Origin of the sequence: Prevotella sp. P5-64, from assembly GCF_002251285.1 — a bacterium.
Taxonomy (GTDB): Bacteria; Bacteroidota; Bacteroidia; order Bacteroidales; family Bacteroidaceae; genus Prevotella.
Genome location: NZ_NPJK01000060.1, coordinates 1 through 25329 on the forward strand (window position 1 = coordinate 1; position 25329 = coordinate 25329).

At 46.5% G+C, this 25329-nt stretch carries 22 protein-coding genes; 18 read left to right on the forward strand and 4 right to left on the reverse strand.

Annotated elements, in window-relative coordinates; all coding sequences use genetic code 11:
• Positions 1–166: 166 nt before the first annotated feature.
• Genes CIK87_RS10480 through CIK87_RS10490 form a run of 3 tightly spaced genes read right to left on the reverse strand, consistent with a single transcriptional unit; the run spans position 167 to position 3324 of the window.
• A complete protein-coding gene (locus CIK87_RS10480; RefSeq protein ID WP_094387123.1) occupies positions 167–967 on the reverse strand; it encodes a hypothetical protein in 801 nt (266 codons plus the stop codon).
• Position 968: 1 nt separating this feature from the next.
• Positions 969–2252 carry a Na+/H+ antiporter NhaC family protein gene (locus CIK87_RS10485; RefSeq protein ID WP_094387124.1) on the reverse strand — a complete coding sequence of 428 codons (1284 nt, stop codon included), beginning with the start codon at positions 2250–2252 and terminating at the stop codon, positions 969–971.
• Positions 2253–2256: 4 nt separating this feature from the next.
• Positions 2257–3324, reverse strand: coding sequence for a LacI family DNA-binding transcriptional regulator (locus CIK87_RS10490; protein ID WP_094387125.1), 1068 nt, complete (start codon positions 3322–3324; stop codon positions 2257–2259).
• 168 nt (positions 3325–3492) lie between these two features.
• Here CIK87_RS10490 and CIK87_RS10495 point away from each other — a divergent pair, with 168 nt between their 5' ends.
• The 18 genes from CIK87_RS10495 (at position 3493) to CIK87_RS14080 (ending at position 24251) form a co-directional block, all read left to right on the forward strand.
• The gene (locus CIK87_RS10495; RefSeq protein ID WP_022311475.1) at positions 3493–4518 is read left to right on the forward strand and encodes a sugar kinase; all 1026 of its coding nucleotides are present in this window, start codon (positions 3493–3495) and stop codon (positions 4516–4518) included.
• A 19-nt stretch (positions 4519–4537) separates the two neighbouring features.
• Positions 4538–5209 (forward strand): bifunctional 4-hydroxy-2-oxoglutarate aldolase/2-dehydro-3-deoxy-phosphogluconate aldolase, encoded by a 672-nt coding sequence (locus CIK87_RS10500; protein WP_094387140.1) that lies wholly within the window; start codon positions 4538–4540, stop codon positions 5207–5209.
• Between the two features lie 129 nt (positions 5210–5338).
• Positions 5339–8755: a DUF5112 domain-containing protein gene (locus CIK87_RS10505; protein ID WP_094387141.1), complete on the forward strand. Its 3417-nt coding sequence runs from the start codon at positions 5339–5341 to the stop codon at positions 8753–8755.
• Between the two features lie 12 nt (positions 8756–8767).
• Positions 8768–9490 (forward strand): DUF5932 domain-containing protein, encoded by a 723-nt coding sequence (locus CIK87_RS10510; RefSeq protein WP_094387126.1) that lies wholly within the window; start codon positions 8768–8770, stop codon positions 9488–9490.
• Positions 9480–10070, forward strand: a complete 591-nt coding sequence (locus CIK87_RS10515; RefSeq protein ID WP_094387127.1) for an AbgT family transporter — start codon at positions 9480–9482, stop codon at positions 10068–10070. The genes CIK87_RS10510 and CIK87_RS10515 overlap by 11 nt, the downstream gene beginning before the upstream one ends.
• Before the next feature lie 99 nt (positions 10071–10169).
• Positions 10170–10385 carry a hypothetical protein gene (locus tag CIK87_RS10520; RefSeq protein ID WP_022311470.1) on the forward strand — a complete coding sequence of 72 codons (216 nt, stop codon included), beginning with the start codon at positions 10170–10172 and terminating at the stop codon, positions 10383–10385.
• Positions 10386–11035: 650 nt separating this feature from the next.
• Entirely contained in the window at positions 11036–14653 is a 3618-nt protein-coding gene (gene ileS / locus CIK87_RS10525; RefSeq protein WP_094387129.1) for an isoleucine--tRNA ligase, read from the forward strand.
• 70 nt (positions 14654–14723) lie between these two features.
• Positions 14724–15104, forward strand: a complete 381-nt coding sequence (locus CIK87_RS10530; protein WP_094387130.1) for a molecular chaperone DnaK — start codon at positions 14724–14726, stop codon at positions 15102–15104.
• A gap of 1 nt (position 15105) precedes the next feature.
• Entirely contained in the window at positions 15106–15774 is a 669-nt protein-coding gene (locus CIK87_RS10535) for a lipoprotein signal peptidase (protein ID WP_094387131.1), read from the forward strand.
• A gap of 55 nt (positions 15775–15829) precedes the next feature.
• Positions 15830–16714, forward strand: a complete 885-nt coding sequence (locus tag CIK87_RS10540; protein WP_256388303.1) for a DUF4296 domain-containing protein — start codon at positions 15830–15832, stop codon at positions 16712–16714.
• Between the two features lie 36 nt (positions 16715–16750).
• Positions 16751–17599 carry a carboxylating nicotinate-nucleotide diphosphorylase gene (nadC, locus tag CIK87_RS10545; RefSeq protein ID WP_022311465.1) on the forward strand — a complete coding sequence of 283 codons (849 nt, stop codon included), beginning with the start codon at positions 16751–16753 and terminating at the stop codon, positions 17597–17599.
• Between the two features lie 61 nt (positions 17600–17660).
• Positions 17661–19250: a dipeptidase gene (locus tag CIK87_RS10550; RefSeq protein WP_371327118.1), complete on the forward strand. Its 1590-nt coding sequence runs from the start codon at positions 17661–17663 to the stop codon at positions 19248–19250.
• A 184-nt stretch (positions 19251–19434) separates the two neighbouring features.
• Positions 19435–20385, forward strand: coding sequence for a signal recognition particle-docking protein FtsY (gene ftsY, locus CIK87_RS10555; protein ID WP_094387134.1), 951 nt, complete (start codon positions 19435–19437; stop codon positions 20383–20385).
• A 16-nt stretch (positions 20386–20401) separates the two neighbouring features.
• Entirely contained in the window at positions 20402–21712 is a 1311-nt protein-coding gene (rimO, locus tag CIK87_RS10560) for a 30S ribosomal protein S12 methylthiotransferase RimO (RefSeq protein WP_094387135.1), read from the forward strand.
• Entirely contained in the window at positions 21709–22002 is a 294-nt protein-coding gene (locus CIK87_RS10565) for an HU family DNA-binding protein (RefSeq protein WP_094387136.1), read from the forward strand. The genes rimO and CIK87_RS10565 overlap by 4 nt, the downstream gene beginning before the upstream one ends.
• The gene (locus CIK87_RS10570; RefSeq protein ID WP_094387137.1) at positions 21995–23293 is read left to right on the forward strand and encodes an HU family DNA-binding protein; all 1299 of its coding nucleotides are present in this window, start codon (positions 21995–21997) and stop codon (positions 23291–23293) included. Before CIK87_RS10565 ends, CIK87_RS10570 begins: the two co-directional genes overlap by 8 nt.
• A 53-nt stretch (positions 23294–23346) precedes the next feature.
• Positions 23347–23991, forward strand: a complete 645-nt coding sequence (locus CIK87_RS10575) for a WG repeat-containing protein (protein ID WP_094387138.1) — start codon at positions 23347–23349, stop codon at positions 23989–23991.
• A gap of 74 nt (positions 23992–24065) precedes the next feature.
• Positions 24066–24251 (forward strand): hypothetical protein, encoded by a 186-nt coding sequence (locus CIK87_RS14080; protein ID WP_144008188.1) that lies wholly within the window; start codon positions 24066–24068, stop codon positions 24249–24251.
• Between the two features lie 341 nt (positions 24252–24592).
• Here the strand turns inward: CIK87_RS14080 and CIK87_RS10585 are convergent.
• A partial coding sequence (locus tag CIK87_RS10585; RefSeq protein WP_144008070.1) for a transposase occupies positions 24593–25329 on the reverse strand: 737 nt, incomplete at its 5' end.

Consider the following 25329-nt stretch of genomic DNA (forward strand, 5'->3'; position numbering starts at 1 on the left):
AGTTTTGCTTGTTTTCTTTTTGCAACACTAAGATAAGTGAAAATTCTGACATGGCAAAATCCTGGGCAACTTTTTGTTGCTCAGGAACTTATAAATAAAGTTAAATTATAGTGTTGCGGAATTAAGGGATTCTCCTTTAATATGGGGTGCTATTTACGAACTTGTTCTACTCCTCAACTTCGGCAATAGAACGCGCCATTGATAGAAATAGATAGCTAATGGTCTCTAATGGCGCATAACGCATATATCTTGTACACCGACGCACCCTGCGCCAAAGTGCTTTGGGGTTGTTGCGTATGAAGAGAGGTTTGGTGTCGCTGAGATGCCAGGCTTCGTACTCGTGCTGTCCATGGGACAGGGCGTAGTCAAGCAAGAATTCTGCCCGGGGCTCCGAAGAGTGAACAAATGGCAGCTCATCGGGTTCAAAGCCCATTGCCGTGATAAGGAAACTGCCTTGTAATGCTGCTGCCCTTGTCACATGAAGTTTCTGCAACCAGCGGTCAAGTTTGACAAAATCGACCTTGTCTCCCCTTGTACGAAGATAGACGGCAAGTTGCACGAGATGTCTGAGTGACGCATCCTGTCCCATCATTGCTGTAATGGATGAGAGTAGAATATCAAGTATCTGCAAGGTATCTACTGATGTGTCTATAGCATGTCGCTCTGTGTTGCGTATTCTTTTAAGTTGGTGGTTAAGCCATAGGTTTGCCATGGAGGCTTGTCGCATGGGAATGGCAGTCTGCGCCGAAGTCACTTCGCCATCGCCCAATTGTAGTGAAGGAATTCCCAACCCCTGATCATACTGGTGGTGTCTCAGTCCGAGGGAGACGGTAGAAGCCACACCACGGCTAAGTGCCATATCTCCCAACTTCCTCCACTTGCAAGGAGTCATTGGTTCAAGTCTGGTATATTCACCTAATGCACCAGAGCGTATGAGCGCAAAGAGATTTCGTTTTACTATATCCATATCAACTGTATTTTCGAGGATATCGGAAGATGATGGCTCCGAGAGCTACCACTCCTATAGCCATGGGATAATATAAATAAGGTATAATGGACATCGGGCTGATATGAGCCAGTCCTGCTGCGAGCAGCATCTGCACGCCATAAGGAAGCATGCCCTGTACCATACACGAGAACGTGTCGAGTATGGATGCTGCCTTGCGATTGTCCACTCCAAATCTGTCACCTATACGACGGGAGATATCACCTACGGTGAGTATGGCTATAGTATTGTTGGCGGTACAGAGATTGACCATGCTCACCATGGCCGCAATTGACAGTTCGGCGCCGCGCTTGGTGTGCACCTTGGCAGTAAGTCGGTCTATAAGATAGGAAACTCCGCCCATTTCACTTATGATTTCGAGCAATCCACCCGCCATCATAGCAATAATGACCAGTTCGCCCATAGATGTGATACCGCTGCCCATAGCATCAAGGAGTCCGAAGAAGTCGTAGGCTCCCACTGCGATTCCGATGATAGCACAAAGGGCTATGCCCAGGCTTAGTACAGCCATAACATTCATTCCAAGCAAGGCCATAACCAGTACGGCAACATAGGGTACTATGCGTATCCAATCGATGGGTTCAATGGCTGATGGAGACGCTATGCCACGTCCCATAAAACCATAGACGGCCAGCAGTACAATTGCCGCAGGCGCCACAATACGCAGGTTGACTCTGAACTTGTCGCTCATCCTACAGCCTTGGGTCTGTGTGGCTACAACTGTAGTGTCAGAAATGAACGAGAGATTGTCGCCGAAATAAGAACCTCCAACGATGACTGCCACCATAAGCGGTACGGAAGCCCCAGTATCGAGAGCTATTCCCGCCGCCACTGGTACAAGTGCCACGACAGTACCAACACTCGTGCCAATAGAGAGTGAGATGAAACATGCCGCAACAAATAGTCCCGGAAGCAGCAAGTTGGAAGGAAGTACATGGAGCGCCATAGCCACAGTGGCATCGATGCTGCCCATGGCCTTGGCAGACGAGGCAAAAGCACCGGCTAATACATATATCCATAGCATGAGCAGCAAACGTCCGGAACCTGCTCCACGGCTATAGATGTCAATGCGTCTCTGTAGCGTATGGCCGCCCGAAATACATACGGCATAGACGCTCGCCACCATAAACGCCACCGTAACAGGCACGCGGTTGAAGTCGCCCGCCAGAAGAGATAGCGAGAGGTAGAACGTGATAAACACTACAAGGGGCGAAAGTGCCAGCAGGCCTTTTTTATTACTTGTCATGATACTAAAGGCTGCGTCGGTAAAAATCCATATTCTCGCGTGTAATCAACTCTATCGGCATATAGTTGACAGTCGTTACCTCCTTGTGGAGCACTACCGATTGGAACAGCGTTTCTACGCAGAGACTGCCTTGCATAAAGGCATGTTGGGCGATAAGGAAAGAGATAGTGCCTTCCCTCAGGCACATCGCATTGCGGTTGACCATGTCGTATCCCATAATCTGGACATCCTTGCGATGCGTCGCCAATAGGTAATCGGCTACTATATATGCCTTGGAGTTGAATGTGATGCAGTGATGGATGTCTGGATGCAGGGCAAAGAATGAATCTATCATGGCCGTATAGAGCTCATGGTCGTCGCGGTGCTCAATGGGAAGGTCGAGGTAACTCACGCGCACATTGGGAAACCGTTTTTGCATATAGCTCATAAATCCTACGGCGCGGTTTTCCTGCTGACGGCTTACTGCGCGCCCGTCTTTCAGCAGTCGCATAAGCATCACCTCCTTCTCTTCACGCGCTATAAGCATAAGCATCTTGGCGGCAAAATAGCCACTGCAGAAAGAATCCTGGCCAAAGAAGGCGAGGGGTTTGAGGTCGGGAATGAAAGAGTCGAGCAAAACAAATGGGATGTCCATCGAATGAAGACTATCGGTAAACGCTCGTGTTGTTTCCTCGTCCATTGGGACGATTATGAGTCCATCGGGGCGGGCAGAGAGGCAATAGCGGCACTGCTTGACATAAGACTCACTGGAGAAACGGTCAAAATAAACTATCTCGAGACTTATGTGAAAGTCGCGACGGGCATCATTGGCCTTCACGGCTCCCAGCTCAATTTCTTCCCAGTAAGCCTCGGACTCATACTCTGGCATGAGCAGGATAAAACGATAGGAGCGGTTGCGCGCCAGAGCACTGGCATAGACATTGGCTTTGTAGTCCAACTCCTTGAGTACTGCGTCAACTTTGGCTTTTGCAGATGGCGACACGTTGGGACGACCGTGCAACACCCTGTCAACCGTACCAACCGACACACCGGCACGCTCTGCAATATCCTTGATTCTAATCTTCTCTGACATGTTATAACAATTAATCCTTGCAAAAATAACAATAATAACCGAATTGTGTAAACACACAGCTCTAAAAAATGGCATCATTAGTTTTTTTTTCTTCAATTCTTTCCTTATTATATAAATTATGTGTACTTTTGCTTGATGACAATAAACAGATAATCTAAAATAAGAAAAATGGCAAAAATCGTAACAATGGGCGAAATCATGCTTCGTCTCTCGTCACCAGGACAGAAACGTTTTGTTCAGAGTGATTCCTTTGATGTAGTATATGGAGGCGGCGAGGCCAATGTGGCAGTAAGTTGCGCCAACTATGGACACGAGGCTTATTTCGTTAGCAAACTTCCCGAACATGAAATTGGCCAGTGTGCCCTTAACGCCCTCCGACGCTATGGGGTACACTGCGATTATATAGCCCGTGGTGGCAATAGATTGGGTATTTACTATCTGGAAAGCGGAGCATCGATGCGTCCCTCCAAGGTAATCTATGACCGTGCCGGAAGCTCAATGGCCGAGGCTACTGCCGAGGACTTCGATTTTGATGCGATTATGAAAGACGCCGACTGGTTTCACTGGAGCGGCATTACGCCCGCCATCAGCGACAAGGCTGCCACGCTTACCCTTATGGCATGTCAGGCTGCCAAGCGTCATGGTGTGACCGTAAGTTGCGACCTCAATTTCCGCAAGAAGCTGTGGACATCTGCCAAGGCACAGCAAGTGATGCGTCCACTCATGCAGTATGTAGATGTGTGTATAGGTAATGAGGAAGATGCAAAGCTCTGTTTGGGCTTTACTCCCGACGCAGATGTGGAAAAGGGTCAGACTGATGCTCATGGATATTATGGCATATTCAAGGGAATGATGCAAGAATTCGGATTCAAGTACGTAGTGAGTACATTGAGGGAAAGCAAATCGGCATCGCACAATGGATGGAAGGCGCTGAGTTATGATGGGCAGCAGTTTTATGAAAGCAAGCACTATGACATACTTCCCATAATTGACCGCGTGGGTGGAGGAGACTCGTTCTCGGGTGGATTGATACATGGCCTCATTGCATATGACGGAGACCAAGCGCGTGCTTTGGAGTTCGCTGTAGCTGCATCAGCCCTGAAGCACACGATACCGGGCGATTTTAATATGGTAAGCCGAGAAGAGGTGGAGAACCTTGCTGGTGGCGATGCTTCTGGAAGAGTGCAGCGATAAAAACAAAAAAAATACAATTATGGCAAGATTTAATAAAGTTCAAGTGATACAGGCCATGCATGATACCGGTATGGTGCCTGTTTTTTACAATAGCGACCTAGAGATATGTAAGCAGGTAATCAGTGCCTGCTACAAGGGAGGGGTAAGAGTATTCGAGTTTACCAATCGTGGTGATTTTGCCCATGAGATATTTGGAGAACTCGCAAAATGGGCTGCTGCAGCCTGCCCGGAAATGATTTTGGGAGCAGGCACTGTAATAGATGCCCCCACTGCAGCCCTGTATATGCAACTTGGCGCCAATTTCATTGTCGGCCCCAATTTCAACGCTGAGATAGCTACTGTCTGCAACCGTCGCCTTGTCCCTTACAGCCCCGGGTGCGGATCGGTAAGTGAAATCAGCAACGCCCAGGCTGCTGGCTGTGATGTGACTAAGGTGTTCCCCGCAGGAAATGTGGGCGGACCGTCGTTCGTTAAAAATGTCATGGCGCCTTTGCGCTGGAGTAATATCATGGTGACAGGGGCTGTAAGTCCCGAAGAAGACAACCTCACCGCATGGATTAAGAGTGGGGTACTCTGTGTCGGCATGGGCAGCAAGCTCTTTCCAAAGGATGTGATAGCCCAAGGCAATTGGCAGGCTATTACAGACAAATGTGTTGAGGCATTAGGTTATATCGCCAAGGCGCGCCAATAACCAAATATCCAGCCAGTATAGGCTTACGCAATGAATAGCAATGACGACATAAAGGCAAACCCAAAGTATGCTCGTTTCCTGAAAGGCTTTATTATATCGCTCGTCGGTATATGGAGCCTTTCATGGCTTATGTCGTGCACAAATCCCACGGCAGGACGCATAGACGGTCTCAACTCGCAAGCCTATGCCTACCATTATCGTAACCTGGACAGCACGGCCTACTATGCACGCCAGGCCCTGCAGCTGTCGTCTGACTACCCGGACGGAAAAGCGGAAGCCCTTAATCATCTTGCCTTTGTCAGTATGGCAAAGATGGACTATGACAGTGTGAAAACGCTCATTGGAAACCTCGACAGGATAACTAACAATCAGGTGGAATTGCTCGTTGCTGACGTGCAGATGATGCGCCTCTGCCAACGTAAATCCTATAACAAGGATTTCTATGTTTATAGGGAGAGGGCTCTTGGTCGGCTGCACCGGATAGAGGAGGAAAGCCGTCTGCTTAACTTACACCAGCAACATCGTTTTGCTTATGCCTGTTCAGAGTTTTACATCGTTGCTTCGGTCTATTTTTATTACATGGGATTGCCCAACCAGTCGCACGACGAACTGGCCCACCTTTCCCAGAGCGACTATCTTAAAGAAGACACCCTACAACTTCTCAATTATTTATATAATGTAGGTTCGGGAGGTATCATTCGTGCGCGGACTCAGGAGAAAGTCGAACAACTTGAATTCGAAAGCCTTATCAAGTGTTATGTCCTTGCCCGCCAAGAGGGCATCCCATTCTTTGAAGCTCAGGCTCTGCAGGGCATGAGTGAGCACCTCGTAGATACCCGTGCACTCTCCAGACTTTTAGATAATAACCAGCCTGCGATGAGTTATATCAACAATGATGATATGCCCGATTCGCTCTTTGCTGGAAATCTCGCACAGCGTGCGCTGCATATTTTCCAGCATTATGGTGACGTCTATCAGACAGCTGGTGCTTATCGTACTCTTGCAAAATGTTATTGGGCACTCAATGATTACCGCTCGTCACTCATTTGTCTGCATAACGCTCTTGAGGAAGACACAGTTATAGAGCGTGCCCCTGACCTGGTAGCCTCTATTCGGGAACAACTGTCACTGGCTTATTCTGCCATCGATGACAAACCCAACAGTGATTATAACCGCAATATCTATCTCGACATGCAGGAGAAAACGCGACAAGACCGGCAGCTTGAGGCGCGTGCCGAGCAGTTGGACAAGTCGGCCAAACTGCTCAACTCGATGATAGCAGCTATACTTGTAGTGCTTGTAGTATTGGTAACCCTGCTCATAGTCCTTTACCTGAAGAGAAAAAAAACCGACCGAAGCAGTGATATTGAATCGTTGCTCATGTCTCTGCGTAAGTGGAAAGAACTCAATGACCGACAAATGAGTCGGCAGATGGAGAAGAGCGACGAGATATGCGAAATGATAGAGATAGAAAAGCTGCACCTGACGCAGAACCGCCGCCGCAACCTCGAGCAGAGGGCCAAGTTATCTTTGGTAACCAGCATAACACCCTTTATCGACCGCATGCTTCATGAAGTAAGAATGCTACGCAAGGTTGGTGATACCAACAACGAACGAATAGAGTATATCGCTGAACTCACAGACCAAATCAACAAGTATAACGAAGTGTTGACCGATTGGATAAGACTACGCCAAGGTCAACTCAATCTACATATCGAAAGTTTTGCTCTACAATCATTGTTTGATATCGTGGCCAAAAGCAAGATGGGATTTCAGCTTAAAGGAATCTCTCTCGATATACAAAAGACCGACCTGACGGTCAAGGCAGACAAGACCCTCACGCTTTTTATGATAAATACGATGGCGGACAATGCACGTAAATTCACTCCCGAAGATGGGCATGTGGAAATCTATGCAATACGCCATGACACTTGTGCCGAAATCAGTATTTGCGACACTGGACCCGGGATGAGTGATACTCAGTTGAAGCATCTCTTTGACCATAAGCCGATAGTAGATACCTCCGGCGCTGTGCAAGACGGAAAAGGGCATGGGTTTGGACTGATGAATTGCAAGGGAATTATTGAAAAATACAAGAAGGTAAGTCCTATCTTCGCCCAATGTGCAATCGGGGCAGAGAATACCGGCACGGGTAGCAGATTCTGGTTCAGACTTCCGATGGGTGTTGTGAGATTGTTTATAGGACTTTTTATGTCTTTGACAGTATCTACCACATTCGGGCACGACATGTCTGATAAAGTTCGCAAATATGCTGACTCCATCTATCAATGCAATGTTGACGGACGCTACCACCAAGCACTCGTTATGGCCGATAGCTGTATGCAAGCACTTAATGGCAGACGGGGTTATACGCATAAGCACCAGACTTCTGTCGATTTGATGGCTATTTATGACAGTACAGGCAAAGAGGCGGCTGAATTAAAGTGGTTCCGGAGTGGGGTAGAGGCTGACTATACTACTATTCTAAATATGCGCAATGAGATAGCGGTAGCTGCCTTGGCGCTGCACAGATGGAAGCTCTATGAATACAATAACCAGGCATATACCCAGCTGTTCCGCCTGCACAGTGCCGACCAGTCGCTGAGCAACTATGTGCAGGTTATGCAGAAGGCAGAAACAAACAAGAATGTTGCTATTATCATTCTGATACTCTTGCTGCTTGTCCTTTTTCCTGCATACTACATATTCTATTATCGTTATAGGCTGATGTATAGGCTTTGTCTGGATAGACTGAAACTCATAAACAACCTGCTGATGGAAGATGAACGGCCGGAGAATAAGTTGCTAAAAATCAGTAAAATCTGGGTGATGCCTAAAGTTTTATTTGATAATGATGTCCGGCAGCTTGACCGTCTTGTGGTACAGATTTGCAATGACCTTCGGCAGCAGGTGGTCTATGATGAAAAGCAGCGGGATGCCATTGAAATGGAAACGGATGAGCTCAATCGACGCCAATACGAAGTGGCGCGTCTGCACGTAAGCAACAGTGTGCTCGACAACTGCCTTTCCACCCTTAAGCATGAGACGATGTACTATCCCTCGCGTATCAGGCAGATAGTGGATACCAGACCTATAGACTGCGATGCTCTCGACGAGGTGACCGGATACTATAAGTCGCTTTATGACATATTGAGCCAGCAGGCATTGCGACAGACAGAGACGCCTATGCGCATAGATAGTGAAATGTGGGAAATGCTGTTGGATATATTGTCCAGCATTAATCAGGCTCGCGTAACATGGACTGCCCATACAGGTGACGGACAATATCAGACTGTGCGGATACCCATGCCTAACGTCAAGCTGACAGAGCAAGAGTGTCGGCAGCTCTTTACACCATCGACCAAAGATGTGAGATATCTGATGTGTCGACAGATAATAAGGGAGCTCGGCGAAGTAAGTCAGGCTCGCGCGTGTGGTATCAAGGCAAGCCCCGCAGAGGCAGGCATTCTGGTGATGCTTGTGATTCCGCGAAACACCTCATTCTTTGCCAAACAGCAAGGCGTACAATCTCAACCAGGAACGTAACAACTTACAGATATGGAAAAATTTCAAGTAGTCATAGTAGAGGATGTTCCTCTCGAACTCAAAGGAACAGAAGGTATCTTCAAAAATGAGATTCCCGAAGCCGTAATTATTGGAACTGCAGACAATGAGCAGAACTATTTTAAGCTCATGAAGCAGCATCAGCCCGATTTGGTGTTGCTCGACCTGGGACTTGGTGGCTCTACCACTGTGGGCGTTGAGTTGTGCAGATACACCAAAGAGAATTATCCAGGGGTTAAGGTCCTTATCTTTACAGGAGAGATACTTAATGAGAAACTCTGGGTGGATGTGCTCGATGCTGGTTGCGACGGAATTATTCTGAAGAGTGGCGAATTGCTCACCCGAGGTGATGTTGCCAGCTGTATGAGCGGTAAACGTCTGGTTTTCAATCAGCCCATACTCGAGAAGATAGTAGAGCGATTCAAACATAGTGTCGGGAGTAGCCTTATGCGTACCGAGTCGCTGATTGACTATGAGATTGATGAGTACGATGAGCGTTTTCTGCGACATCTTGCCCTGGGGTATACCAAAGAGCAAATTACCAATCTGCGCGGTATGCCTTTTGGCGTGAAGAGTTTGGAAAAGCGTCAGAATGAACTGGTACAAAAACTCTTTCCCGACGGAAACCGTATGGGAGTAAATGCCACGAGACTGGTGGTAAGGGCTCTCGAGCTGCGCATACTTGACATTGATAACCTGCATCCCGATGAAGAATAGACTCCCTCAGACGGCGTTGACTTTGTTGGTGGCTTGGATAATGCTTGTGCTGCTCTCATGGATACTTACAGCACTAAATCCCACGGCAGACCTACGCTCGCTCCTGAGCGCAGAAGGCATACGCTGGTTGTTCGGCAGGTTTGTATACACCCTCTCGTCGCCTTTGCTTATCTGGCTCGTGTTGGGTGTTATGGCATATGGCCCTTTGACAGAGAGCCAACTGTTCAGGCTCCGCCGTCCGCTTGGAGTAAAAGAACGGTTTGCCCTGCGCGTGGTAATGCTCGAATTGACCATTGTCGTAGTGATAATGGCCCTTCTTACCCTTTTGCCTCAGCCCTTGCTGCTTACGGCTACGGGTACTGTCAATCATAGTAGTTTCCTTCATTGTCTCGTGCCGGTCACTTGCGTGACATTGATTATATCAGGGCTCACATTTGGAGTAGGGGCGGGAAAAATAGATGGACTGGCGGGCGCCTACAATTCGCTGGTAGCAGGATTTAGAAGTGGTGGACATCTTTTTGTTTTCTACGTGCTCATCGTGCTGCTTTGCTCTACGATAGGCTACGTATTCGACCTGTAAATGGCAAATGTTTGAGTGATGATAAAAATTAAGGTCAAAACGCCTTTAGTTTCAGTATTATTTGTTAATTTTGCACCTATAAAAAACAGATAGACAAATATGAATGTATTTTTTTGCGTATTAGCATTGTTCGTTGTGGCCCTCATTGGTTGGGCTGTAGCCGAGTTTAAGGGCAAGTTCTTTGGATACACCGTGTCTGAAGAAGAAATCGAAGCCGCCCATCATGAGGCAGCTCACCGTAGCCCAGACGGCAAGGAGATGGGTATCAAGGAAGTAATTGAAACCATTAGCACAAAGGGCTATAAGTCTGTATAGGCCAGCTGAAAAGTATGGAATTGCCGAACTGTGTGTCGGCAGAAATTAGTATTGGGCAAAGTGCATCGAGACATGCATTTTGCCCAATTGTTTTTTGCAGACAACTCGAATTTGACGCATTGTTTATGACATTAAAATGGAGGAAACATCGTTAAGGACGTTTTCAAATGCAAATTGCATCGTGAATCGATAATATCCAAGTCTGAAATAGTGGTTGCCAATATGTATTTTTTCAATTCGTGATTTAATTGCTAAAAGAAACAGTATCAGGATTATTTGTGGGCCCTGTTTCGGTCTTGGTGTCCCTATGAGGTAGCTTTCAAACGTTTCGCGCGGTTTCTGAGAATCACTGCCATTCTGCTTGCTATCATTCAGAATGAAGGAAACCTTAAAACAAATTCTTTGTAAATATACTTGGAACTTTGGCAGATTGTCTTTTTCCGTCTAATACAACTTACGCTTATTGTACAAAGGACTATTGATAGACAATTGGTGCCGTTCCCTATTGCCGAACCTGCACTAAATGCTTGTTTGTGATAGCGCCATACATAAAAAACCTCTAAAATTGTGCATATCATCGATTTTTTTGTGTAACTTTGCCAAATTAAAAAAAACAGGTATAATAGGTATTAAACGCAAACATAGGTAATATGGCTAAGAAATTTGCCGAACACAATGGCTTGAATCTTGTTGAGGTTAACAAGAGCGTATTGGAAGAGTGGAAGAAGAATGATATCTTCCACAAAAGTATTGATGAGCGTGATGGCAATCCCCAATTTATATTTTTTGAAGGTCCTCCTTCAGCCAATGGTCACCCTGGTATCCATCATGTTCTGGCACGTGCCATCAAGGATACATTCAATCGCTATAAGACCATGCAGGGAATGCAGGTACACCGCAAGGCAGGATGGGACACTCATGGACTTCCTGTAGAATTGGGTGTGGAGAAAGAACTTGGTATTACCAAAAAAGATATTGACAACAAGGCATCGGACAAGTATATCTCAACGGAAGAGTACAACCATAAGTGTCGTGAAAACGTAATGAAGTTTACCGCTGAGTGGCGTCAACTTACCGAGGAGATGGGATATTTCGTAGATCTTGACCATCCCTACATCACTTACGACAACAAATACATTGAGACCCTTTGGTGGCTTCTCAAGCAGCTTTATAATAAGGGACTGCTCTATAAGGGTTATACTATCCAGCCTTACAGCCCCGGTGCCGGAACCGGTCTTTCGAGTCATGAGCTCAATCAGCCGGGATGCTACCGCGATGTCAAGGACCTTACCGTAACAGCTCAGTTTGAAATCGTCAATCCTAAAGAGGAGTGGACCAAGTGGGGAACTCCATACTTTGTGGCATGGACTACCACTCCATGGACATTGCCCTCCAATGTGGCGCTCTGCGTAGGCCCCAAGATTGACTATGTGGCTGTGGAGACATATAATCCCTATTCGGGCGAGCCTATGACCATGATTATGGCCGAAAACCTCGTGACTTCATACCTCAAGGCCGATCATGAAGCCAAAGAGGGAGAACTGCCTGCATTTGACAAAGACAAGAAGATATGCCCTTGGCGCATCGTGGACCGCATGAAGGGTACTGAACTTGAAGGATACCACTATCGCCAGCTCATGCCGTGGGTCAAGCCTTGCGAGAAACTTAATGATCTGTCACCCGCCTTTGTAAGCGATTATGCCGAGGCTCATCCGGAAAAGGTTTTTGCCAGCGAGGATGGTCGTGACCGTTTTGTTGAAATGAATGACCAGGCTTTCCGCGTAATCTTGGGCGATTATGTGACCACAGACGACGGTACTGGCATTGTTCACATTGCTCCTACGTTCGGTGCCGACGACGCCAAGGTAGCCAAAGATGCCAATATTCCGGCTCTATACCTTATTAATAAAAAGGGCGAGACTCGTCCGATGGTAGATTTGCAGGGTAAGTTCTATCTCATTGAAGAACTGGATACTAACTTTGTCAATGCTTGTGTGGACAAAGATTTGTATGCGAACCATGCGGGTGATTATGTCAAGAATGCTTATGATCCACGCTTCAACGAGAACGGAGTATGGGACAAGGCTGCATCCGACAAGGCCGAAGACCTGAACGTGGTGTTGTGTATGGAACTCAAGATGGAGGGTAAGGCTCTCCGTACAGAGAAGCATGTGCACAATTATCCTCACTGCTGGCGTACGGACAAGCCAATTTTGTACTATCCTCTTGATTCTTGGTTTATCAAAGATACCGCTGCTAAAGAGAGAATGGTGGAACTCAACAAGACCATCAATTGGCAGCCCGAGTCAACAGGAAGTGGACGCTTTGGCAACTGGTTGGAGAACCTCAACGACTGGAACCTCTCGCGTTCTCGTTTCTGGGGTACGCCGCTCCCTATTTGGCGCGATTCCAATCGTAACGAGAAGTGTATCGGTAGCGTCGAAGAACTCTACAATGAAATTGAGCGCTCGGTAGAGGCTGGTGTGATGAAGAGCAATCCTCTGAAAGACAATGGATTCGTTCCTGGAGATTATTCTCAGAAGAATTATGACCGTATAGACCTCCACCGCCCTTATGTGGACAATATCGTGCTGGTCAATGCCGCAGGTAAACCAATGTATCGTGAAACCGACCTGATAGATGTTTGGTTTGATAGTGGCTCTATGCCCTATGCACAGCTGCACTATCCATTCGAGGGAGAGATGGCACGCGGTACAGAAGCTGATCGTCAGGCTATGATACACTCTGATTACAAAGGAACGCCAATACCTCCTGCCTATTTCCCAGCAGACTTTATCAACGAAGGAGTCGACCAGACTCGAGGATGGTTCTTCACGCTTCATGCTATTGCTACAATGATATTCGATAGTGTAGCATTCAAGAATGTTATTTCTACCGGCTTGGTTCTTGATGCCAAAGGCAATAAGATGAGTAAGCATGTGGGCAATGTGACCAATCCATTTGAAATGATGGAGAAGTATGGTGCTGACCCTGTACGCTTCTATATGATGACCAACAGCGAGCCATGGGATAATCTCAAGTTCGATCCTGAAGGCGTGGATGAAGTTCGTCGCAAGTTCTTCGGTACATTATATAATACATATAGCTTCTTGGCTCTTTATGCCAACGTTGATGGTTTTGACCCAGAGACCATGCTTAATCAAGGCAATCTGGCAGAACGCCCAGAGATTGACCGTTGGATTATTTCCAAGGCCAATTCCTTGATTATTAATGTCTGCAAGCAGTTGAATGATTATGATCCAACAAGAGCAGGCCGTTTGATAGACAATTTCGTCAACGATGACTTGAGCAACTGGTATGTACGCCTCAACCGTAAACGTTTCTGGGGCAAAGAAATGGACAGTGACAAGCTCAACGCCTATCAGACACTTTATTCATGTCTGATGACAGTAGCCAAGCTCGTTGCACCGTTTGCTCCGTTCTATGCGGACCGTCTCTATCACGACCTTGGTGGAAAGATGGAGAGTGTGCATCTGGAGAGTTATCCAATGGCTGATACCGAGGCCATCGATGCCGAACTTGAAGCCCGCATGGATATCGCTCAGAAGATAACATCCATGACTTTGGCTCTCCGTCGTAAAGTTAACATCAAGGTTCGTCAGCCTTTGGCCCAACTGATGATTCCCGCCATCGACGACAAGCAGAAGCAGCGTATCTGCGCTGTCAAAGACCTTATTAAGAATGAGGTGAATGTCAAGGAGGTCAACTTTGTAGAGAATTCTGGATTCCTCGTGAAGAAGGTAAAGTGCAACTTCCGCGTGATGGGCAAAAAGTTCGGCAAGCTGATGAAGAGTGTTGCTGCCCATATGGATGGCTTGGATCAAGACGCGATAGCATTGTTGGAACAGAATGGTAGCATTTCGTTTGATATCGATGGTGCTCCTGTCACCGTTGATGTAGCAGATGTCGAAATCATCAGCGAGGATATCCCTGGATGGCTCGTTTCCAATGATGGAAATCTCACTGTGGCATTGGAGGTTGAACTGACCGAAGATTTGCTCAATGAAGGTATGGCACGTGAACTCATTAATCGCATTCAGAACATGCGAAAGGACGCTGGTCTTGAAATTACTGACCGCATAGCAATAAAGGTCAGTCCTAATGACAGTATTGCCAAGGCTATTGCCAACTACGAGGATTATGTGAAAACTCAAGTTTTGGCCGATAGTATCTCTGTGGAGGACAATGCTGGGACAGATGTAGAGTTCGATAATTTTGTCGTTCGCATACAAGTAACTAAAATTTAATAATAATAATCCAACCATGACGCAGTTGTCAAGCGATGTCTGCGTCATGGTTAACCTAAATCACCGATGCATGGAAACTAAGGTACGTTACAGCGATGAAGAGCTCCAGGAGTTCCGCGCTATTATTAATGACAAACTGGCAGTTGCACGTGAGAGTTATAACAAGGTAATGCGTAGGCTGATGAATCAGGATACCAATGATGTTGATGATACATCTCCTACATATAAGGCATTGGAGGAGGGCAGTCTTACTCAATCCAAGGAACAGTTGGTGGAGATGGCGGCACGGCATCAGAAGTTTATCCAAGGTTTGGAGGCGGCATTGATTCGTATAGACAACAAAACCTATGGTATAGACCGTATGACAGGTGAGCTTATACCAAAGGAGCGTTTACGCGCGGTGCCCCATGCCACTCTGAGCGTGGCGTCAAAAAATGCTCGCAAGCAATAAAATGAAGGATATTAGAAATGTTGTGACCCGAGGACGTCTCTCGGTTCTGCTTATTGTGGTGCTATTGGTTATTGACCAGATTATCAAGATTCTGGTCAAGACTAATATGTGCTTGGGTGATGCCATCCATATAACTGATTGGTTTTATATCGATTTCGTGGAAAACAATGGTATGGCGTATGGCATGACGTTTATCAACAAGTTCCTGCTTAGCCTATTGCGTATAGCTGCTATCTGCATTATAGGTTGGTATATTCATCGCCAGATAAAAGTACGTGCCCGCTATTGTTATATCATTTTGTTGTCTATGGTATTTGCCGGGGCTGCAGGAAATATATTTGACTCTATGTTCTATGGGCTTGTCTTCGATGCTTCAACCCCATTTGACGTTTCCTCTCTTGTTCCCTTTGGCACTGGCTATGCTCCATTCCTGATGGGAAAGGTGGTCGACATGTTCTATTTCCCAATCATCGTAACGACGTGGCCTTCATGGGTTCCAATCGTTGGTGGCTCTGAATTCATTTTCTTCTCACCCGTATTCAACTTTGCTGATGCTTGCATTAGCGTAGGTGTGGTTATGTTGCTCTTAGTTTGTCGCAAAGAGCTTGAGACCTTATCTCTTTTTTCCCAATCTAACAAGAAGGATGTTGATAATTCAGAACAAAAATAAAAGGATGTTAGGTAAGGTGCTCTCCTTTATATCCGTTTCATTTCTGCTTATATTTATGCAAGGATGTAAGCCATCCTTGCCTTCAGACATTCTGTCACGTGGAGAAATGGAGGATGTTATGTACGACTATCATCTTTCTAAGAGTTTGGCTTCTCAGCAGGGGAATCCTGGAGAATGGGAGCGTATTTATGAGGATGCGGTTCTTCGCAAACATGGGATTACACAGGAGCAGTTTGACCGTTCGCTGACCTATTATATGCGTCATACCGACGAGCTTTCTAAGATATATGACGAACTCGAGGACCGCCTGCGTGCAGAGGCAGGCTCTTTGGGAGTGTCGACATCAGAGTTAGGCAGTCTTGGCACATTGGGTGCGACAGGAGATACTGCCAATGTATGGAGCGAAACGCGTTCTCTTACACTTATTCCCAAAGCTCCATTCAATCAGAAGAGCTTTGTTATAAAGTGTGATACCTCATATTATGCTGGCGATGCCTTTGCATTGGCATTTGATTGCAATTTCATCTATCAAGACGGAATGCGCAATGCTTGTGTGCTTCTTGCTATCACATTGGCAAATGACAGCATCGTTTCTTCTTTCACTCAAGTTTCTATGCCATGTCATCAGACGGTAAACTTGTCTGATTATGGGCGGGTAGGCATTAAGGAGATTCGTGGCTACTTTATTTTGAGCAAGAGCCAAAGCCAACTGGAGTCGGCTACTACTTTGCAGCTTATGTTTATCAATAACATACAATTGGTAAGAATGCACTCCAAGCCACAGCCGGCTACATTACCGAATGATGCAGACACATCGGAAATACGTCCGGTTAATGTGCCCCCAATCCCCCGCAAACCTTTGTCCCTCCCACAAAGCGCTTCTGGGCAAGTGCAGCAAATTGATAGGACGTTGAAGGTAGAGCCCACAAAGTTGAAATAACTCATTAATTTAGTGTCAAATAAAATTATTCAAGTCATGCAGAGTGTTAACGAATTAATAGACAGACTGATTGATTTGTCTTTTGCAGAAGATATTGGTGATGGTGACCACACCACACTATGTTGCATCCCTGAAGATGCTATGGGTAAGTCTCATCTCCTCATCAAGGAAGATGGAATCCTTGCCGGTGTAGAAATTGCCAAGGAAGTTTTTGCCCGCTTCGACCCAACTATGGTTGTAGAAGTACTCATCAATGATGGAGCCAAGGTTCATCGTGGCGATATCGCAATGGTTGTAACTGGCAAGGTAAGGTCTTTGTTGCAGACCGAGCGCCTTATGCTCAATATCATGCAGCGTATGAGCGGTATTGCCACAATGACCCATCGTTATGTAGAACGTATAGAAGGTACTGGTGCACATGTTCTCGACACACGTAAAACCACTCCTGGTATGCGCATGCTTGAAAAGATGGCAGTCAAGATTGGCGGTGGCGTAAACCATCGTATCGGTCTTTTTGATATGATATTACTCAAGGACAATCATATTGATTTTGCTGGCGGTATTTCCAACGCTATCAACCGTTGTCATGCTTATCTTAAGGAACGCAACCTTGACCTGAAGATTGAGATTGAGGTTCGTAATTTCGATGAGCTCAATCAGGTCCTTGAATGTGGCGGTGTAAATCGTATTATGCTTGACAACTTTACTGTGGCAGATACCAAGAAGGCTGTAGATCTCATCAATCATCGTTATGAGGTTGAGTCGAGTGGCAATATAACCCTTGATACCATTCGCAGCTATGCCGAGCAAGGTGTAGATTATGTTTCTGTCGGTGCTCTTACTCATTCTGTAAAGGGCCTTGATATGAGTTTCAAAGCCTGTTAATCTTTCGCCTATGTATCGTTATATCATAGCATTCATCTTCTCATTGGTGAGTGCAGGCAGTATGGCCTGTACCAATTTTATAGTGGGAAAACAGGCTTCTACCGATGGTTCGGTCATCTGCACTTATAATGCCGATGATTATGGCATGTTCATCAATCTTGCCCACTATCCTGCGGGAATTCATCCCAAGGGAACTATGCGCCAGATTTATGATTGGGACAATGGTGAATATCATGGAGCCATCCCCGAGGCACCTGTTACATATAATGTGATTGGCAATATCAACGAATATCAGGTTACTATTGGCGAAACCACCTATGGTGGACGTGAAGAGATGATAGACCCTACCGGTATTCTTGATTATGGTAGCCTTATATACATCGCGCTTCAGCGTAGCCGTACGGCCCGCGAAGCTATTGAGGTAATGACTACGCTGGCAGAGACTTACGGCTTCAATAGTAGTGGCGAGACATTTACCATCTGTGACCCCAACGAGGCCTGGATTATGGAGATGATGGGCAAGGGACCTGGTTCCAAGAGCGTGGTTTGGGTGGCTATGCGTATTCCCGACAATGCCATTTGTGCCCATGCCAACCAGAGCCGCATAGGCAAATTCAATATGAAGGACAAGAAGAATGTCCTTTATTCCAAGGATGTAATCAGCTTTGCTCGTTCTAAGGGATGGTTTACTGGCAAGGACGCCGATTTCTCTTGGAAGTGGGTATATGCAGCTCCCGATTTCGGCGGGCGCCGATTCTGCGACGCACGCGTTTGGAGTTTCTTCCGTCATTTTGACAAGGGCTTCGACCGTTATCTCCCATGGGCATTGGGTAAAGATAAAGATGCCGAAGAAATGCCTTTGTGGATTGTTCCCGACCACAAGGTCTCTGTCCAGGAGGTGCAGGCATGTATGCGAGACCATTACGAAGGCACTCCTCTTGCCACCGATACTCTTGATATGGGTGGCGGTATCTGGCAGATGCCTTATCGTCCCACTCCGTTGTCATATACGGTTGATGGCGTCAAGTATTTCAATGAGCGCCCGACCAGTACCCAGCAGTCTGCTTTCAGTTATGTCAGCCAGATGCGCTCGTGGTTGCCTCGTGAGATTGGAGGCGTTATATGGTGGGGTAACGATGATGGCAATATGATAGCCTATACTCCCATATATTGTGGCAATACCGTGCAGCCCGAGTGTTATAATACGCCTGGAGCTGATGCTGTTACATTCTCAGACCGCAATGCTTATTGGGTTTGCAACTGGGTAAGCAATATGGTTTATCCCCGTTATAGCCAGATGTTCCCCACTTTGCGTGAGGTGCGTGACAGTTTGGAGAATAGTTATTTTGCTCAGCAAAAGAGTGTTGAAGACGAAGCCCTCACCTTATATAATAAGGATAAGGCTGCTGCTCTCAAATATCTCAACGATTATAGCAACACTCAGGCTCAGAACATGCTTGCTACATGGCGTGAACTTGCTACTTTCCTCATTGTTAAATACAATGATATGGTTGTCAAGCCCACCGAAGGACGTACTTTCCTGCGTACCAAGACAGGATTGGGAGCCCGTGTAAAGCGAGAGGGTTATCCTGAACAGTTTGCCCGCCAGTTTGTCAAGACTACAGGGACGAAGTTCCAGTCTCCAGAGTAGTCTGATAAAAAATCATATAACCTTGCAATTGTTACAGATTGCAAGGTTTTTTATTTCATTATGTTCATATTCATTTCTTCCATGTTTATTTTTTTATCAGCTGTTAAAGAAATGAAAACATTGCTTCGCCTAATTGGAAAAAATACCGTAACTTTGCAAATATATAATAATAAACAAGTTACTCATGGGTATTTTTGATTTTTTTAGCAAGAAGAAGAAGGAAACACTGGATCAGGGATTAGAGAAAACCAAGCAGAGTGTCTTTGAGAAGATTTCGCGCGCCGTTGCCGGAAAATCCAAAGTTGACGACGAGGTTCTCGATGATTTGGAGGAAGTGCTGATAACCTCTGATGTGGGTGTCGATACGACCATTAAGATTATTGACCGCATCCAGCAGCGTGCCGCACGCGACAAGTATGTCTCTACCTCCGAACTGAATGCCATCCTTCGTGACGAAATCGCAACTCTGCTTGCTGAGAATGATAAGGATAGTTTTGCAAATTGGGATCTTCCTGGCGACCATAAGCCCTATGTTATTTTGGTTGTCGGAGTCAATGGTGTGGGCAAGACCACTACCATAGGCAAGTTGGCCTACCAATTCAAGCATGCTGGCAAGAAAGTTTATCTTGGTGCTGCCGATACGTTCCGTGCCGCTGCTGTTGAGCAGTTGCAGATATGGGGCGACCGGGTAGGAGTTCCTGTTATCAAGCAGCAGATGGGTGCAGACCCCGCTTCCGTTGCTTTCGACACTCTTCAGAGTGCCAAGGCCAACGATGCCGATGTAGTGCTTATTGATACGGCAGGCCGCCTTCACAATAAGGTGGGCTTGATGAACGAGCTCAAGAAAATCAAGGACGTAATGAAAAAGATTCTTCCCCAGGCACCCGACGAGGTAATGCTTGTCCTTGACGGAAGTACCGGTCAGAATGCCTTTGAGCAGGCTAAGCAGTTCAGTGCGGTCACCCAGATTACCAGCCTTGCCATTACCAAACTTGACGGCACAGCCAAAGGTGGCGTTGTTATAGGAATCTCAGACCAGCTCAAAGTGCCTGTGAAGTTCATCGGACTTGGTGAGAAGATGGAAGACCTGCAACTATTTGACCGTAAGGAGTTCGTTGATTCTTTGTTTAAGTAAAACAGGCAAGAGTAACATGAAAAAGAATCATATCGACTTCATCACCATGGGATGCTCCAAGAATCTTGTAGATTCAGAGAGCCTGATGCGTCGGCTGGAGTCCAACGGCTATCATTGCACGCACGACCCTAAGCATCCTTCGGGCGAGATTGCCATAATCAACACTTGTGGCTTTATTGGCGATGCCAAGGAAGAGAGCGTCAATATGATATTGGAATATGCCCAGCGTAAGCAGCAGGGTAAGTTGTCACGCCTCTATGTCATGGGCTGCCTTTCGCAGCGATATCTGGATGACCTTGAGGCCGAAATACCTGAAGTGGACAAATATTATGGCAAGTTCAATTTCAATCAGTTGATTGCCGACTTAGGTCCGGCAGAGGGTTCTGTTCAGGCTGGTCCCGATTCGCTTCCGGTTCGCCATCTTACCACCCCTCACCATTATGCTTATGTCAAGATAGCCGAAGGATGCGACCGTCGTTGTGCCTATTGTGCTATCCCGCTTATTACCGGCAAGCACCATTCGCGTCCTAAGCAGGAAATCTTGGATGAGATACGTTCGCTTGTTGCCGGTGGCACCTGCGAGTTTCAGATTATTGAGCAGGAATTGACTTATTATGGCGTAGATATCGATGGCAAGCGTCATATTGCAGATTTGATTGAGGACATTGCCAATATCAAAGGCGTCAAATGGATTCGTCTCCATTATGCCTATCCCAATCAGTTCCCAATGGAACTGCTTGATGTGATGGCCCGCCACGACAATGTCTGCAAATATCTCGATATCGCCCTACAGCATATATCCGACCACATGCTTGAGCGCATGCACCGCCATGTCTCCAAGCAGGAAACCATCGACCTCGTGAAGGCCATCCGCCAGCGCGTGCCTGGTATTCATTTGCGTACCACGCTCATGGTCGGATTTCCAGGTGAAACCGATGAAGATTTCAATGAACTTGTCGAGTTTGTGCGTTTGGCACGCTTTGAAAGGATGGGCGCCTTTGCTTATTCAGAAGAAGAGGGGACATATAGTGCCCAGCACTATGCCGACGATGTTGCACCCGAGGTCAAGGAGCGGCGACTTTCCCAGCTTATGGCCGTGCAGCAGGATATAAGTGAAGAGATTGAGGCCGCCAAGGTTGGACGTGTCATGCAAGTGATTATTGACCGCAAGGAGGGTGGCTATTATATAGGCCGCACAGAGTTCTGTTCGCCCGAAGTTGACCCCGAAGTTCTCATTCGTGCGTTACGCCCATTGCGTGTAGGCCGTTTCTATCAAGTAAGAATTACAGACTCCGACGAGTTTGATTTGTATGGTGAAGTAGTATGAACAACAAGGAATTTATTGCAGCTCTGTCACAACGCAGCGGATATACCCAGACCGATACACAGCGGTTGGTTAATTCGCTTATTGACGAGATGGCCAACTGTTTTGGCGAAGGTGAAGTCGTTTCCATTCCGTCTTTCGGGTCGTTTGAGGTAAAGAAACGTTTGGAGCGCGTTGTTGTCAACCCTTCGTCGGGTGTGCGCATGCTGGTACCCCCTAAACTTGTTTTGGGGTTCAAGCCTGCTGCATCAGTTAAGGAACAATTAAAATACGGAGGAGGAAGCGATGAGTAAAGTTGGCATAAAGGAGTTGGCAACCATTCTTGCCAAGAAGCGCAAACTTGATTCCGAGGCAGCTCTTGCGTTTGTCGAGAGCTTCTTTGACGTCCTCTGCGACAGCCTCCGTGATGAAAAGATGGTAAAGGTCAAAGGGCTTGGCACATTCAAGGTGGTGCCAGTCAGTGCCCGCAAGAGCGTTGATGTCAATACTGGCGAAACTATCGAGATTTCCGGCCGTGACAAGATTTCTTTTACCCCAGATACAACCCTTCGAGATTTGGTTAACCGCCCATTTGCGCAGTTTGAAACCGTGATGGTCAATGAAGGAGTTGACTTTACCGCTATAGACGAAGCCGCCAATCTGTCACAAAGTGAGGCTGATGTGGATGAGCCTGAAACCGCTGCACATAGCGTAGAACCTTTGCTTGTTGAGACTCAATCACAGGAAACTCCCGAGGCCGAAGAACCAAAGACCGTCGCAGAACCGCAAACTCCGCAGATTGACGAAGCGATAGAAGGCGCTGAGCAAGCGGTGGAAGAGGCAGGGGAAGTGGGAGAAGATACCTCTGAGTCCCAGGAGGCAGCCCCTGCTTGTCAACCGGAAAAGGAAGATGCCAAGGCAGAAAACATAGAAACTGTTCCCGAGCCTGTAGAGATACCCGCCGTTGAAGCGTTAGAGCCTACGCCCATGCCCGTCACTGTGGTTGATGACAGTGCCAAAATGCTTAGCGAAGTCTTGCGCAAGCAGAACGAACAACTGTCTGAAGCTAACGACCTCCTGCGTGAACAGTTGGAACGTTCCCATCACCTTATGCGTCTGATAGGCATCGCTGTCGTGGTTGTATTGCTTTTGGTCCTTGGCGGTGGTTATTATATATTTACCAACTTCAGTTCTTTTGCTCGTCTCGCCAATACGGCCACGACGCCTCAGGTTGCCGTTGTAGCCAATCCACAATCCACAGCCAAAGATACGGTTCCCGTCAAGGTTGACGAGCAGCAGCCAGCGGTCGAGCAGCAGCATAAGGACAGCACCAAGCATGTGGCAGCAAAAAAAGAAGACAAGCCTGCAGCCGAGCCTCAGCCCATGACCGAGTATAACAATGATGCCCGAGTGCGCACTGGAGCCTATAATATAATAGGTGTAAAAACGACCGTAAAAGTTCGTGCCGGGCAGACCCTCGCATCGATTAGCAAGTATTATCTTGGTCCGGGCATGGAGTGTTATGTAGAGGCGATAAATGGCACGCGTGAAGTCAAGGAAGGACAGATGATTAAGATTCCCGAACTTAAAATAAAGCGGAGATAGTTTGCTCCTTACAAGAATTATTGGTAATTTTGATGAAACTTAGTGTATAGAATATGATAACTCAAGAGAATTTTGAAAAGCAATATAGCGACCCCATTGAGCAGCAGCAGATAGACAAGTTCGTCTGTGTCGAGATGGGACGCCAGATACACCGTTACATCAAAGGTATGTCTGGCACGCTTGCCATGATGCATCGCTTTGAAGAGCAGCTGGCCCACCTCAATACCGAACAACGCGAACAGGCTATAGCCCGATATATAGACCTGAACCGCAAGGTGCTTGACGGCCTCGATCTCAAGGTCGTGCTGGCAAGAGCCATTGCCAACTATTGCGACACGTTCAGCTATATGCTCGAATTTATCAACGACACACAAAGGGTGAACTTCTATCTCGCCCGTATCAAAAGCAAATATATCCAGTATCATCAGATATATGAAGAGAATGGCAAATATGGCATTCTTGACCATACGGGTAAGGTGATATTGAAGGCTCAATATGATTTCTTGCGTACTCCTTACGTCTATGTAGATGATTTGCGCACAATGCCTATTATAGCCCAGAAAGACGGCAAGATGGGTTTGGTGCTTCCAGACCGTAAAGATACCATTTATGCCGATTTCATCTACGATGACATTACCCTCCGCGAAGAGCCTCCGTACTTTGAGGCTGTAAAGGATGGCAAGGTTACCTTATTATAATACGGCTGGCAGCTGTTTCGCCGATTTCATCGGCATCGTGACTATCAACTATATATTTTAGGCCATACATCAGTATGCCTGAATATATAGTTGATAATTTTATATCGGGCAAGGTCGTTTTCTGGATTATTGTCAGGCCGACCGTTGTCATCGTGATTCGTCACATCAGTTTTGATGATTGCAACGCCGAGCAATTCCACCGTCGCGTCGCGGTAAAAGGACTGCTTGCGCCTGGTTTCTCCTTCGCCCTTGTTCCATAGTATGTCTCTGCCGGTCGGTAGCGACTTGTGCCGGAACGGTTGGAAAAGTGCCGTGATGATATAATCTCCATGTTCGAGGTATGAAACCATAAAATCAAAGTTCGATTTTATCATTTCGCACCTTGATTTGTTAGTTTCAAACTTTGAAACCAAGAAAAACATGCATTTGGGAGAGATGTCGTAGGATAGGGGAGCCGGGTGGTAAGGCCAGGATGTTGTCTATGTCTTCATAACCTGAGTTCGGGATAAGAAAGTCATTGTAAAAGTTGGCAATCCCAATAATTTTTAGTACCTTTATGGTTGTGAATCAATTAATTATAAAATTAAACCCAAATCGGTCATTAGGATTTCTCTGTGTCGTACGGCAAAGAGAAATCCTTTAATTTTTCCCATATAGATAAGAATGATTGTCGTGTTTTTAGTGATCTAGCCAAATATAGGATGTGCTTGTCTTTTGTTTTTCCCAGATAGGCTGGCGTCGATATCAACTCGTATCGGATAGTCTTCAGAAATTTCTTCTTGTTGGAATTGATCAGCGCATGTCTGAACAACGACATAAAGTTATATGCCATAACAATGAAATTCCCACATGCCTCTGTTGCCCAGAAGTTATTTGTGACAAAGTCATCGATGGAGAAATCATTCTTCAATTCTTTTATCCTATTCTCAGAATCCGCTCTTCCGCGATATGAGTCATATACAATCTTGGCCGGCAGGTCAAGGTCTGTTACAAAGCAGCTGTATCGGTATTTTCCGAAATCCTGCTCATCCTCAAAAAGCTCCAGTTGCTTGATTTGCTTTCCTGCAGCTTTGGGGCGCTTGTCTATTTCTTGCCTGACCATCACAATGCGTCTAGGCTTCTCCCAACCGTTTGCCTGATAGATGGTTTCGGATATTTCCAATCCGTCTGTTAGCTCTATCCATTTGCGTTCATGGGTGAGACTGTACTTTATACGATTGTTGAAACGGCAGGCAATGATATAGTGTAACCCTTTCATTTCCAGATAGTCAAGTATTTCCTTCGCAAAGAAACCGCTATCCATGCGGACCAGCCCGACACGTTTGCCCTCAAGTTTCC

What these genes read in the sequence shown, in the direction of transcription:
- CIK87_RS10480 (WP_094387123.1), bottom strand. Translation starts at nt 967, where the DNA reads ATGGATATAGTAAAACGAAATCTCTTTGCGCTCATACGCTCTGGTGCA.
- CIK87_RS10485 (WP_094387124.1), bottom strand. Translation starts at nt 2,252, where the DNA reads ATGACAAGTAATAAAAAAGGCCTGCTGGCACTTTCGCCCCTTGTAGTG.
- CIK87_RS10490 (WP_094387125.1), bottom strand. Translation starts at nt 3,324, where the DNA reads ATGTCAGAGAAGATTAGAATCAAGGATATTGCAGAGCGTGCCGGTGTG.
- CIK87_RS10495 (WP_022311475.1), top strand. Translation starts at nt 3,493, where the DNA reads ATGGCAAAAATCGTAACAATGGGCGAAATCATGCTTCGTCTCTCGTCA.
- CIK87_RS10500 (WP_094387140.1), top strand. Translation starts at nt 4,538, where the DNA reads ATGGCAAGATTTAATAAAGTTCAAGTGATACAGGCCATGCATGATACC.
- CIK87_RS10505 (WP_094387141.1), top strand. Translation starts at nt 5,339, where the DNA reads ATGTCGTGCACAAATCCCACGGCAGGACGCATAGACGGTCTCAACTCG.
- CIK87_RS10510 (WP_094387126.1), top strand. Translation starts at nt 8,768, where the DNA reads ATGGAAAAATTTCAAGTAGTCATAGTAGAGGATGTTCCTCTCGAACTC.
- CIK87_RS10515 (WP_094387127.1), top strand. Translation starts at nt 9,480, where the DNA reads ATGAAGAATAGACTCCCTCAGACGGCGTTGACTTTGTTGGTGGCTTGG.
- CIK87_RS10520 (WP_022311470.1), top strand. Translation starts at nt 10,170, where the DNA reads ATGAATGTATTTTTTTGCGTATTAGCATTGTTCGTTGTGGCCCTCATT.
- ileS (WP_094387129.1), top strand. Translation starts at nt 11,036, where the DNA reads ATGGCTAAGAAATTTGCCGAACACAATGGCTTGAATCTTGTTGAGGTT.
- CIK87_RS10530 (WP_094387130.1), top strand. Translation starts at nt 14,724, where the DNA reads ATGGAAACTAAGGTACGTTACAGCGATGAAGAGCTCCAGGAGTTCCGC.
- CIK87_RS10535 (WP_094387131.1), top strand. Translation starts at nt 15,106, where the DNA reads ATGAAGGATATTAGAAATGTTGTGACCCGAGGACGTCTCTCGGTTCTG.
- CIK87_RS10540 (WP_256388303.1), top strand. Translation starts at nt 15,830, where the DNA reads ATGCAAGGATGTAAGCCATCCTTGCCTTCAGACATTCTGTCACGTGGA.
- nadC (WP_022311465.1), top strand. Translation starts at nt 16,751, where the DNA reads ATGCAGAGTGTTAACGAATTAATAGACAGACTGATTGATTTGTCTTTT.
- CIK87_RS10550 (WP_371327118.1), top strand. Translation starts at nt 17,661, where the DNA reads ATGGCCTGTACCAATTTTATAGTGGGAAAACAGGCTTCTACCGATGGT.
- ftsY (WP_094387134.1), top strand. Translation starts at nt 19,435, where the DNA reads ATGGGTATTTTTGATTTTTTTAGCAAGAAGAAGAAGGAAACACTGGAT.
- rimO (WP_094387135.1), top strand. Translation starts at nt 20,402, where the DNA reads ATGAAAAAGAATCATATCGACTTCATCACCATGGGATGCTCCAAGAAT.
- CIK87_RS10565 (WP_094387136.1), top strand. Translation starts at nt 21,709, where the DNA reads ATGAACAACAAGGAATTTATTGCAGCTCTGTCACAACGCAGCGGATAT.
- CIK87_RS10570 (WP_094387137.1), top strand. Translation starts at nt 21,995, where the DNA reads ATGAGTAAAGTTGGCATAAAGGAGTTGGCAACCATTCTTGCCAAGAAG.
- CIK87_RS10575 (WP_094387138.1), top strand. Translation starts at nt 23,347, where the DNA reads ATGATAACTCAAGAGAATTTTGAAAAGCAATATAGCGACCCCATTGAG.
- CIK87_RS14080 (WP_144008188.1), top strand. Translation starts at nt 24,066, where the DNA reads ATGCCTGAATATATAGTTGATAATTTTATATCGGGCAAGGTCGTTTTC.